This is a genomic window from Capnocytophaga gingivalis ATCC 33624 (genome assembly GCF_000174755.1).
In the GTDB taxonomy this organism is placed as follows: domain Bacteria; phylum Bacteroidota; class Bacteroidia; order Flavobacteriales; family Flavobacteriaceae; genus Capnocytophaga; species Capnocytophaga gingivalis.
In genome coordinates, this window is the sequence record NZ_ACLQ01000019.1 from 304,555 (window position 1) to 316,717 (window position 12,163).

Here is a 12,163-nt window from a genome sequence, read left to right on the forward strand (position 1 = left end):
ACTTATATTTTTGTCAAATAATTAAAAGCTTTTCTACTTGAAATATTTTATTCATAACATCAGTATTGTCAAAAGAAAAAGAATATCACTTTTTCTCTTTATCCTGCTAAAATAAACCTTACAAATACCAATTTTTGCTTATCCCAGCGGAACTCCCAACCTATATTGCTTTCCATAACCTCAAAATCATTTGTGTCATAGACTCCCTTAATCTTATCTTCTGATACTTTTTTAGAATGCCCATTTTCATCACACTGAATTGTCACTTTATTACCTTCAATCCATATAAAATATCGATTTGTCTCCTTAAAATCATCAATTTCTGCACTATAATACCCTTGATTTTTAATCCAGTGAATGTTATCTATATCTATCTTAGTAATCACTTTATTAAAATATTCTTCTCCATTATTTTTTAAAATAGAAATATTTCCTTTTTGAGCTTCTGCTTTTAAACTTCGCAATGCTTCTATGAGTTTTTCTCTATCAGCTTTTAGTATTGCCGTGCGTTCTTGAAATAGCTTTACATTCTGTTCCTCCACTGCGTTGAGTTTCACTTTACTATTGTCACTTACAGGCTTATACCACGGTTTTTCATTAAAGTAATTGCTTATTTCATAGTCTTTAAACTTATAGCCTTTGCAAGCGTAGAGGTCGTTAGTGAGGAAGCGCAATTCATCTATGCTTAATTTGCTAATTTGTTGTTCCTTAACCACTTGAGTGGTACAAGTAGCACAATCTTTTAGCTGTGCCATTGCGCTTAATGAGAATAACGCTATTGATAAAAAGTATAAATGTTTCATATAGTCTCTAAACAGATTTGTTTTCTTTCTTGGTGCCACTTCTTAGCAATATATATCCCAAAGCCCCTGCAAGTATAGAGGCCGTTAGAATAGCAAATTTGGCTGCATCTTGTAATTCATGTTCCTTAAAGGAAAGCAAGGAGATAAAGATAGACATGGTAAAGCCTATCCCTCCCAATAGCCCTACGCCTATCATGTGTATCCAACGACTGGCATGTGGTAAGGTGCTTATCTTCAGCTTAACGGCTATAAAGGAGAAAAGGTTGATCCCTACGAGTTTGCCCAAGATAAGCCCTAAAACAACTCCTACTCCCAAAGAAGAGGATAATCCCTCTATCATACCTGACTTATAGGTGATATTGGTATTAGCCAAGGCAAAAACGGGCATAATGATATAGCCTACAGGGATTTGTAGGGCATGTTCCAGCTTTTCTAAAGGAGATTTTTTACCTTTTTCTGCATTAGCAGGCATAGTAAAGGCCAAAATAACCCCTGCTATAGTAGCATGTATTCCTGAATGGTGCATACAATACCACAAGAGTACTCCTAAGAGCAAGTAAAATACGATTTTTCTCACCTTAAGATAGTTCAACAAGCATAATACGGCTATGATTCCCCCACTATAGAGCAGGTAACTCCAGTGAATCGCATCGGTATAGAAGAGGGCAATCACCACAATAGCTCCCAAGTCATCTACTATGGACAAGGCTACTAAAAAGACCTTAATCGCTATAGGCACCCCCCTGCCCAACATAGAGATGACTGCCAAGGAAAAGGCAATATCTGTAGCCATAGGAATCGCCCAGCCCTTGCTATAAGGTGTCCCATAATTCAGTAAGGAAAAGATAACCGCAGGCACGATCATCCCCCCTATAGCAGCTACTATCGGGAGGGAAGCACTCCTGATATCCGAAAGTTCGCCCTTGAGGATCTCCCGCTTGATCTCCAATCCTAGCAATAGGAAGAAGATAGCCATAAGGGCATCATTAATCCACATACTGATCGAATAAGGCCCTACCTCTTGGTCTAAGAGTGCCTGAAAACTTTCCGCCATAGGGGAATTGGCGATTGTCAAAGAAAGTACTACACAGAGGATCAACAACACCCCTGAGGATTGATTCTTAAGGAAGAATTCTTTTAAAATTGTAATTAGCTTCATGATAATTAATCTTTTATTATAATTTGATATTTAAATATTTATAATTGGGGAATCTGTGATTTACACTTAGTTTTACAATACTGAATTGTGCCAATAGTGTTCGCTTTAATAACAAAAAGAGACTATCCTTATCGGGGTAGTCTCTTTGGTATATTAGAGTTCTCTGAGACGTTATAGTCCAAAAGCCTTTCGAATCGTCTCTACATAGTCTAATTTTTCCCATGTAAAGAGCTCTACCTCAATAGTTTTTGTATTATGATAAGGAGAAGCGAATACTTTCTTTACCACCTCAGGACTTCTTCCCATATGACCATAAGCGGCTGTTTCGCTATAAATAGGATAACGCAGTTTCAAGCGCTGTTCTATATCATAAGGACGTAGAGAGAAGATTTCTCTGACCTTCTGAGCGATTTGTCCATCAGTAAGTGCCACCTTGGAAGTACCATAGGTATTGACATAGACCCCTGTTGGCTCGGCTACCCCTATGGCATAGCTTACCTGCACAAGCATCTCATCAGCTATGCCTGCCGCTACCATATTCTTAGCAATATGGCGGGTGGCATAGGCAGCACTTCTGTCCACCTTGCTAGGATCTTTCCCAGAGAAAGCACCCCCTCCGTGAGCTCCCTTGCCCCCGTAAGTATCTACAATAATCTTACGGCCTGTAAGTCCTGTATCTCCGTGAGGTCCTCCAATAACAAAGACCCCAGTAGGATTAATATGATATTTGATATTTTCATCAAAAAGATGCGCATAGTTCGGATACTGCTCTTTGATACGAGGGATAAGTATCTGAATCATATCCTCTTTGATCTTAGCAAGCATCTTTGCCTCGGTATCAAAAGGATCATGCTGAGTGGAGATCACAATACTATCTATGCGAACAGGCTTATTATCATCGCTATACTCAAGGGTTACTTGGCTCTTGGCATCGGGGCGTAAGTAAGTGATTTGGTTATTTTCACGGCGTAAAGTAGCCAATTCCCGTACAATGGCATGAGAGAGTGCCAAAGGCAATGGCATATAAGTATCCGTCTCACGAGTAGCATATCCGAACATCATTCCCTGATCGCCTGCTCCTTGTTCCTCTGGAGAGTGACGCACCACTCCTTGGTTGATATCAGGAGACTGTTCATGTATAGCAGAGAGTACTCCACAAGAGTTGGCTTCGAACATATAATCACTCTTGGTATAGCCTATTCGCCTAATCACATCACGAGCGATTTGCTGTACATCGAGATAAGTTTTGGATTTCACTTCTCCGGCAAGAATCACCTGTCCGGTGGTTACTAAAGTTTCGCAAGCTACTTTGGACGAAGGGTCAAAAGCGAGAAAGTGGTCAATGAGAGCATCGCTAATCTGGTCAGCGATTTTGTCAGGGTGTCCTTCAGACACTGATTCGGAAGTAAATAAATATCCCATAAATTAAAGTTTATGAGGAGATTACTGGTTTAGCATCTTTTATCGTCATTGCGATGAGGTGGCAATCAGTCAAATCTGTCCTCGATTAATAGTGGGGCAAAGTTACGGTTTTTCATTGAGAAATAAAACAAATCAGTCTATTATTTTTCTCAGATAGATTTTTTTTCATTTTTGTTTGGTAGAAATAAAAAAATGTCTTACCTTTGCACCGTCAAAATGCGGGAGTAGCTCAGTTGGTAGAGCGTCAGCCTTCCAAGCTGAATGTCGCGAGTTCGAACCTCGTCTCCCGCTCGTTTTTTCATATTATTTTTAGATTTGTTGCGGGAGTAGCTCAGTTGGTAGAGCGTCAGCCTTCCAAGCTGAATGTCGCGAGTTCGAACCTCGTCTCCCGCTCAAAAAAATCCTTGATGCTTCATCAAGGATTTTTTAGTTTATAAGGACGAATTGACTCACAAAAGAGTGAATTGACTCACAAAAAGGGCGAATTGCAATTCGCCCCTACAGGGAGATTACCCTAATTTCTTCATTGATAAATACCAAAAAAGATTGTGTTACCTCCCAGCCGGTTTGCTCAAGGGTCTGGGCATAGCGCCTTAGTTGTGCTTGATACTGGGGGTGATCTTCCCCCGTTTTGTAATCGATAATCACAGCCCTCTGTGTAGGCTTATGGTAAGCGACACGGTCAGGGCGGAGGTACTCCCCTGTGATATCCAGCCATTCACGTTCGTTGTAAATGATATACTCCTTAGTATAGTACTCTTTTAGCAAAGGATGAGTGGTAATTTTCTCCAACTGATGGCTCAGAGGTGCTATTTGCTCCTGAGAGATGCGTCCTTCCAAGAAAAAATGATGTAACAATTCAGGTATATCCTCCTGAGTGATAAGCTGTCCGAGGATTTCATGTAGAAGATTTCCACGAGCGATCGCCTCCTCTCGAGAGGTATTCCACATAGAACCTGATCGGGTTACGATAGTATAGGAAGGGGATATAACAGACCTTTGTTTGAAAGGAATATAATCATTCTCTCCTAAGGCAGCCCTCTCTATAGGAAGTAACTGACCAAAGGTATAGTGAGATTCAGAGGGATTCCACCTACCTTCGGCCTGTAGATAAGCCTGTAGCACCCCAGAAAGAGTAGAGATCTTCTCCTGTTCCTTCTCCTTGGGACGCTGGCTGAGGATATAGAGCAAATCCTTGGGACGTGTCATAGCTACATACATGGTATTGATGGCATCCAAGAGTTCCACTTGGCTCTGTTGTAGTACAATCTCCGCATCTATCTTTTCCAGACCACTATAGTCATCTATAAGCAAATGTTCAAAACCATGATATTGCTCCTTAGGTACACATATCCAAAGGGTATCCTTACCTGAACGCAACGAATCATTAACATCTGTATAAATAACCACAGGGAACTCCAAACCCTTACTTTTGTGAATGGTCATAATAGATATTGCATTGACCCCTTCAGGAGCACTAATAGCCAGCTTGTCCTTCTTTTCTTCCCAATAGGTCAGAAAATCCGCAATATTACCATTGCGCACACTCTTATATTCGTATATGATATTGAGGAACTGTGCCAAATAAGCATCCGAAGGCTTGGCCAAACCAAATACTCTTATTGCATAACCGATACCCTCATAGAAAGAATATAAGTGAAAATAAGACAAAGAAAATCCCATAGCAGAGAAGAAAGCCTCCACTGGCTTATGAACATACTGACTCATAAAAGCGTGTAGTTCTGTAATTTGCTTTACCTTAGCATAGGAGAAAAGCAAGGCTATCTTTTCCTTTTCATTGGTTTGATATAATGAAATAGATATTAGATGAATCAAAAACTGTATTTCAGGAATATTTTTAAGCAATAAAGCTTCTGAAGAAATAACATTATATCCTTTTTCAGATAATTGTGCTGCTATCTCAATACATTCTTTATTTCTCCTAGAGAGTATACAAATATCTTTATCCAAATAGCCATAACTTTTTGCTTCTTTTATATACTTTTCAATCGTTTCTATACGAATATCTGTTTGCTCAACTACATTTTCTCCTTCTGTAGCCTCTTCTTCGGAATAATTTACCTCTTGGGTGCTATTCTTATCAATAAATTCTATACTTATAAACCCTCTTTCCGCTTCCCTGTCAGGAATTTTCTGTTCTGCCTCGAGATATAGCTCCCCATACCGATGCTTTCCAGTATTATTGAAAAGCAAAGGATGAGTGGCCACAAAGTGGAAAAAACTGTTATTGAAGGTGATGACCTCCCGACGGCTTCGATAGTTATAGTCGAGATTCTGAACTTCTTGTATCAGGTGAAAAGGTTTTTTTTCCTTGTTATAGAGTTCCATGAACTGCTCTGCCCTACCCCCACGCCAGCGATAAATAGACTGCTTAGCATCGCCCACGATAAGCAGTGACCCCTGCTGCTTGCTGAGGTTTTCACTATGTACTGCATCGGCTACTAAAGGAAGCATATTCTCCCACTGTAGGGTGGAAGTATCCTGAAATTCGTCTATAAAATAGTGTTGATAGCGGGTACCTATCTTCTCGTATATAAAGGGAGAAGGTTCATCAATGATTGTCTGGTGGATAATACTATTGAACTCAGAGATAGGCAATATATTTTCTTCCTCCTTGATTGCGATAATTTCCTCTTGTAGGCTTTTGAGTACCGCCAAAAGAGTAACATTTTTTATCAAACGCTTATAAAACTGATCCCACCAATAACTTTTTTCTATAGAATTTAACAAATCGGATATCCATTGTTGATTTTCATCCAATAGTTGTGCTATTGCTGGATCCTTTTTTAATAATCCATTAGAATAAAGTGGTTTTTCTCCAGATTCCACAAACCAAACTCGGTCAAATACTCCCTTATCTATAGCAAAAAATCCATTTTTACTAATTTTATCAAAGAAATTATATAAGGAACCTCGGATGAAATGATCCGCCGTGATTCCCTCCTTTTGAGTAAAAGCAAAGAAATGTTTTACAGCATCCTCTACCACTGTATACAATCCTTTACGCTGCTGTTTCAAATCTTCTTTGAGAGACTGAAAATCAGACAATTGTTTTTCTTCTAATTCCTTTATATAGGTATAATGATTCTCATTGGTCAAGAGCTTAGCGATATCAAAGAGCTCAGTCTCAATATCCCAATCCTTATCCTCTTCTATTTTATCACGAGAGAACTCCAAAAGAAGTTTTGTAAGGAGCTGATTCTCATTAGCTTTCTTAAACAAATTTTCTATAGCCAAGCGCAAAAGATCATCTGTCTCCAAGAAAACTTCAAAATTAGGATTGAGCTTTAGGTCAAACGCAAAAGAGCGTATCAACCGCTGGTTAAAACCATCAATAGTAGTAATAGTAAATCCTGCATAGTTATGCAGGATATGCTTTAAAACCTTCTGAGAACGCTCCTGTAACTCTTCATGAGAGAGAAGTAGCTCCTGAGCAAGCTGGACAAACATAATATCGTCCGAGGCCTTTTTCTCCCCCTCCTCTACCAAAGTATCGGGCGTAGAGAAAAGGAGTAACTGATTGATTACTCGCTCCTTCATCTCATTGACCGCCTTATTGGTAAAGGTGATGGCCAAGAGTGTTTTGTAGGCCTCTACATTCTTAGTAGCTAAAATAAGCTTAAGAAAAGACTTTACCAGTGTGAAAGTCTTCCCACTACCTGCCGATGCATTGTAGATTTGGATATTTCCCATAGGGCTTTACTTATTGTTATACAGATTCATAGTTGTATCCGCTCCTGCCAGACCAAAAGAGAGTATCGCCTCACTGATCTTTTCCAATCGTTCAGGAAGCAAAGCTACTTCGTCTTCGCTCCAGTGCCCCAATACATAATCTATCTGGGTACCCTTAGCATAGTTGGCACTGATACCAAAGCGCAAGCGGGCATAAGTGGTAGTCTGGAGTTCCTCTTGGATATTCTTAAAACCATTATGCCCTCCATCCGAACCCTTTTTCTTGATACGAATACTCCCAAAAGGAATATTCAGGTCGTCGGCAATCACTAAGAGATTTTCTATAGGTATCTTTTCCTTTTCCAACCAGTACTTTATCGCTTTTCCACTCAGATTCATAAAAGTAGAAGGTTTCAGAAGAATAAAGGTACGCCCTTTGTGAGAAAAAGTAGCCACATCCCCCAAGCGTACTGTCTCAAAAGAGACGCCCTTCTGCTGGGCTAAGTGCTCCACTGCTAAGAAACCTATATTGTGGCGTGTGTAACGGTATTCCTCCCCTATATTTCCCAGACCTACGATAAGATATTTCTTCATAACTTACTGCTCCTTAGCATATTGTACAAGATATTGTAAGCGATGTATTGTCTCTTCACGCCCTAAGATAGCGATTATAGAGAACACATCTGGTCCCTTCATCTCCCCTACTAAAGAAAGGCGAATAAGTGGCATTACTTGTCCTAAACCGAGGTTATTCTGGGTAATAAAATCCTTGATCTGTGTCTCTATATGATGAGGAGTAAGGTCGGTAAGTCCTTCTATTACAGTTACCAACTGTGTTGTTATCTCGGCTGAGTTGTCCTTCCATTGTTTTTTGAGCGCCTTGGCATCGTACTGGGTAGGAGCTTCAAAGAAGAAGTGAGCCAAATCCCAAAGGTCAGTGAGGAAAGTCGCACGTTCGCGGATAAGAGACACTATCTCTGTAAGCTTGTCCTTAGAGACTTTTACACCTTTTTCAGCCACTATGGGTGAGAAATCCTCCACGAGAGTAGCTACAGGTATTTTTTGCAAATATTGGTGATTGAACCACTTGATTTTTTCTATATCAAAGTGAGCACCCGCCTTATTGACCTTTTCTAAATCAAAGAGAGAGATCAACTCCTCTACTGAGAAGAGTTCCTGCTCTACTCCAGGATTCCATCCCAACAGCGCTAAGAAATTCACTAAGGCCTCAGGCAAATACCCTCCTTCGCGGTAGCCCTTGGAGATATTTTTAGTTACAGGATCCACCCATTCCAAAGGAAATACAGGGAAGCCCATCTTGTCACCATCACGCTTACTAAGCTTTCCATTACCCATACCCGCTGGCTTGAGAATCAGCGGCAGGTGAGCAAACTGAGGTGCCTGCCAACCAAAAGCCCTATACATAAGCACATGTAGCGCCATAGAAGGTAACCACTCTTCGCCACGGATCACATGAGTAATCTCCATGAGGTGGTCATCCACAATATTAGCTAAGTGATAAGTAGGCATACCATCAGACTTGAAGAGTACCTTGTCGTCCAAGAGCTTGGTATCGACCACCACCTCACCACGGATAAGGTCGTGCAGGGTAAGAGTTTCTTGAGGCATCTTAAAGCGTACCACATACGGTACCCCTTCTTCTATACGTTTTTTCACCTCTTCTGGAGAAAGAGAGAAAGCATTGTTGAGCTTTTCGCGGTTATGCCAATTGTAGATAAAAGTCTCTCCACGTTCTTCATAGGCCTTACGCTGAGCATCCAGCTCCTGAGCAGTATCAAAAGCATAGTAAGCCTCGCCCTTGTCCAAAAGCATCTGGGCATACTCAGCATAGATTGCCTTACGCTCGCTCTGGCGATAGGGAGCATGAGGCCCTCCCTCCTTGCCTACCCCCTCGTCATAGGTAATGCCGCACCACTGGAGGGCTTCCATGATATAGGCTTCTGCCCCCTCCACATAGCGCACTTGGTCAGTATCCTCAATACGCAAGAGGAAATCCCCACCATGCTTTTTAGCAAATAAATAGTTAAAGAGGGCAGTACGTAGCCCCCCTATATGTAACGGTCCTGTAGGACTGGGTGCAAAGCGCACCCGTACACTCTTAGTCATAATGATGTTTGTTTATCAAAGCGCAAAAATACGAATTAATTAGCAATTTTGCTAATTTGTCAATTAGCAAATTAATTCGTATTTTTACAGGACACATTCTATAAAAACCAACCATTGAAAACAATCCTATTACTTTTTTTATTGCCTTTATTACCCTTATGGGGGCAGACTCCTGCTACTGTTATACATACTGAAGCAAACCTATATCAAGTGGATAGCTTGCTCTATCGCAGTGAACAATTGGTAAAAGCAGACAAAGAGGAGATCCTTCGTACACCTATCAAGACCATTATCAATCTACGATATTTTACTCGTTCCAAGGATAGAAATGTCTTCTCCCCTACCGATGGGATTACCCTTATCAACCACCCACTACTTACTTGGCGTATCACCCCCAAGGATATTGCCCAAGTGCTCAAGCGTATTCGCCGATCACAAGAGCAAGGGGCGGTACTTATCCATTGCTATCATGGCGCTGACTGTACGGGAATTATGGTGGCTATGTATCGTATTATCTACCACGACTGGAGTATCGCCGCAGCTAAAAAAGAAATGCTCCAAGGTCCCTATGGATATCATAGTATCTGGAAAAACTTGGAAGCACTATTTACTGAAGAAACTGTGAAGGAAGTAAGAAAACTTTTAAAGTGAAGAATGAAAAGTGAAAAACTCTAATCCTTTGAGACGCAATAAATTGCATCTCTACCCTAACGCTGGTTAAGATAATTCCTAACAAGACTGATTTTTGAAGAGACACAATTTATTGGTTTTTGAAATATTATATTGCAATATTTTAGTCTTTAAGACTATATCATAAAAATAGTATCAGAGTAGACTTCCAAAAAGAGGAATGAACTCTCCTAACCAATACTCAGCATCTTGTGGTCTTGTATCTAAATCTAAGATGTTTTCTTCTATTTTAGGAAATTCTTTGATATACACCTCCCTTGTCCATTCATATAGACGCGGATTGCTTTTTGAACGTATAGCTGTAATTAGGATGTCATATCCATCCTTTTTATTTTCCTTATAAATATCCCGAAAAGCATTAATGATATCTCCCGTATCAGACCACGAATTAAGAAGGACTCTTACATTTCTACCCTCTATTTTCTTATAGTAGATAGCCCAAAAATCTCTTTGGTAAGGAGAAGCATTTTCATTATTAGGATCAAGTTTCTTAAACTCTTCTACAAAACCATTTTGTAACAACCATTCATCTATTTTATTAGAAAGTCTTGTTTTACCACTATTACCCTTTCCTTGTAATAATATTACTTTCATATTCTTTAAATTTTTATTCATTTTCTATCTTTGGAATTTTAAATCTATATACCTCAGGAAAATATTTAGATAATCCCAAATCATTTGTATTGAGTTCTAAATCACTTATAATGATATTATGTGTACTTTTATCTTTTAAAATATTAGCTACTATTTCATCTTTTCCAATATTCCAATTTTTAAGATATGATTCATATAATTCTGTTTCATACATTTTACCTCCTATTTGTATTCTCTTTGGTAAAATATACTCTTCAAAAAATATAAAATCTGCAAAATCAAGAGTATAGTTATAATAATCTCTTATACTGTATTTAGTGGAAATATAATATTGCGCTGTATCTCTATCTATTCTTAGTATAGTAGGAAAAACTAAATTCCTATACCCTAAATCCTTTTTTTGATAGTTTAACTGATAATTTTTAGATATTCTAATTGTATATAATTCTGTATCTGCATCATATTTTATAGGTTCCATAAATATTGGTTCACTAACAAATTTTACAAATACTTCTTGAGCAATCATTTCTATAGCTTCTTTTATATATTGCATTCTTTCTTGATATTCCTCCGTCTTCTCAAATTCTCCTTTTTTTGTAAACTCTATAAACTCATCTTTTATTTCCTTTTTTATTCTGTCCCAATCTGTTGTTCCTATTAATTCTCTCTTAGTAATAGAACTCATTTTCTCTTTCTGAGTAACTACTTGTGCTGATATATTTGTAAATCAACCCATTAGGATTAATAGTAATAAATATTTTATCTTTTTCATATTCTTTTACTCATTATACCAAATTACTCTTGTAACTTTTCCAACTAATTTGCCTCCGTCATAAGCATATTTTGTCTTCCAATTTCCTTTTCCATCATAAGCATATTTGAATGTATATTCTACAAGTTCATAACCAAGTTGTCCTATCACAGAAATGACATTCCCTTTATCATCATATTTAAGTTCTACTTTATCTCCATTAGAAGACCATTCTGAAAGGTTATTATTCTTATCATATTTGTAGTTATATACAAAAATACCTCCTTCTACGAGTTCTTGTATAGTTGCCTTTATTAGGTTCCCCCTTTCATCATATTCAAATCTAAATTCTCCACTTTCATCTTCTTCTCCATAATTTAATGAATAATCTCTAAATTTTTCAATTACAATATTTCCTTTATTATCATATATGTATTTACTTTCCCAATCTATTTTGTATTCTTTTGACATATAGTCTTCTCTTAGAATATTTTTACCTATAATAATTCCTTTATCATTATACTTAAATTCTATTATGGCATCTCCATATTCATCTGATGTTATTCGCCTTATTTCATTTGTTCCTTCATAAGTCATCTTAGCACCTTTATTTGCATATCCGCAATACTTTACATTACCATTTTCATCAAATTCATAAGGAAATCCATCTTTTACTTGAGCTCTATAGCCTATCCCTTGTGCATTTATTATATTATATGGAGAGGGTATATGGGGTATAGTCCCTTCAATAGTACTATAGAAATCCTTAAAAGGAACAGAATTAGGATAATGACCTTTAATATTGAACCTTTCCATATCCGATTTCTTATATTGTGCATTCACAAAAGTACTTCCTATTAGAAAGCTAACAACAATTATCAATATATGTTTCATTTATTTAAGTTTTTATATTTTTATTTCTTT

General features: G+C 38.2%; 10 protein-coding genes and 2 tRNA genes. 3 read left to right on the top strand and 9 right to left on the bottom strand.

Features of this window, described 5'->3' with window-relative positions; all coding sequences use genetic code 11:
- Positions 1-98: 98 nt before the first annotated feature.
- From CAPGI0001_RS07695 to metK, 3 genes are all read right to left on the bottom strand, one after another.
- On the bottom strand, positions 99-803 hold the full coding sequence (locus tag CAPGI0001_RS07695) for a YARHG domain-containing protein (protein ID WP_040359991.1): 705 nt from the start codon (positions 801-803) through the stop codon (positions 99-101).
- 7 nt (positions 804-810) lie between these two features.
- Positions 811-1,962 carry a Na+/H+ antiporter NhaA gene (gene nhaA / locus CAPGI0001_RS07700; protein WP_002668075.1) on the bottom strand — a complete coding sequence of 384 codons (1,152 nt, stop codon included), beginning with the start codon at positions 1,960-1,962 and terminating at the stop codon, positions 811-813.
- A 171-nt stretch (positions 1,963-2,133) separates the two neighbouring features.
- Positions 2,134-3,384 carry a methionine adenosyltransferase gene (gene metK / locus CAPGI0001_RS07705; RefSeq protein ID WP_002667952.1) on the bottom strand — a complete coding sequence of 417 codons (1,251 nt, stop codon included), beginning with the start codon at positions 3,382-3,384 and terminating at the stop codon, positions 2,134-2,136.
- A gap of 218 nt (positions 3,385-3,602) precedes the next feature.
- On the opposite strand from metK, the gene CAPGI0001_RS07710 reads away from it, so the two are divergent.
- A tRNA-Gly gene (locus CAPGI0001_RS07710) sits at positions 3,603-3,675 on the top strand.
- A gap of 29 nt (positions 3,676-3,704) precedes the next feature.
- A tRNA-Gly gene (locus tag CAPGI0001_RS07715) sits at positions 3,705-3,777 on the top strand.
- Between the two features lie 105 nt (positions 3,778-3,882).
- Here CAPGI0001_RS07715 and CAPGI0001_RS07720 read toward each other — a convergent pair.
- From CAPGI0001_RS07720 to gltX, 3 genes are read right to left on the bottom strand one after another with little or no spacing between them, the layout of a single operon-like run.
- On the bottom strand, positions 3,883-7,098 hold the full coding sequence (locus CAPGI0001_RS07720) for a UvrD-helicase domain-containing protein (protein ID WP_002668353.1): 3,216 nt from the start codon (positions 7,096-7,098) through the stop codon (positions 3,883-3,885).
- A 6-nt stretch (positions 7,099-7,104) separates the two neighbouring features.
- The gene (pth, locus tag CAPGI0001_RS13205; RefSeq protein ID WP_002668063.1) at positions 7,105-7,671 is read right to left on the bottom strand and encodes an aminoacyl-tRNA hydrolase; all 567 of its coding nucleotides are present in this window, start codon (positions 7,669-7,671) and stop codon (positions 7,105-7,107) included.
- Positions 7,672-7,674: 3 nt separating this feature from the next.
- Positions 7,675-9,204 (bottom strand): glutamate--tRNA ligase, encoded by a 1,530-nt coding sequence (gene gltX / locus CAPGI0001_RS07730; RefSeq protein WP_002668255.1) that lies wholly within the window; start codon positions 9,202-9,204, stop codon positions 7,675-7,677.
- Positions 9,205-9,318: 114 nt separating this feature from the next.
- On the opposite strand from gltX, the gene CAPGI0001_RS07735 reads away from it, so the two are divergent.
- Positions 9,319-9,855 (top strand): protein-tyrosine phosphatase family protein, encoded by a 537-nt coding sequence (locus tag CAPGI0001_RS07735; RefSeq protein WP_002667946.1) that lies wholly within the window; start codon positions 9,319-9,321, stop codon positions 9,853-9,855.
- Between the two features lie 174 nt (positions 9,856-10,029).
- On the opposite strand, the gene CAPGI0001_RS07740 is transcribed toward CAPGI0001_RS07735, so the two are convergent.
- The 3 genes from CAPGI0001_RS07740 to CAPGI0001_RS07750 all read right to left on the bottom strand — a co-directional run bounded on the left by CAPGI0001_RS07740 (position 10,030) and on the right by CAPGI0001_RS07750 (position 12,133).
- Complete coding sequence (locus CAPGI0001_RS07740; protein ID WP_002668522.1) at positions 10,030-10,488, bottom strand: hypothetical protein; 459 nt, start codon at positions 10,486-10,488, stop codon at positions 10,030-10,032.
- Between the two features lie 13 nt (positions 10,489-10,501).
- Complete coding sequence (locus CAPGI0001_RS07745; protein ID WP_002668421.1) at positions 10,502-11,173, bottom strand: hypothetical protein; 672 nt, start codon at positions 11,171-11,173, stop codon at positions 10,502-10,504.
- Between the two features lie 93 nt (positions 11,174-11,266).
- A complete protein-coding gene (locus CAPGI0001_RS07750) occupies positions 11,267-12,133 on the bottom strand; it encodes a hypothetical protein (RefSeq protein WP_002668120.1) in 867 nt (288 codons plus the stop codon).
- Between the last annotated feature and the right edge of the window lie 30 nt (positions 12,134-12,163).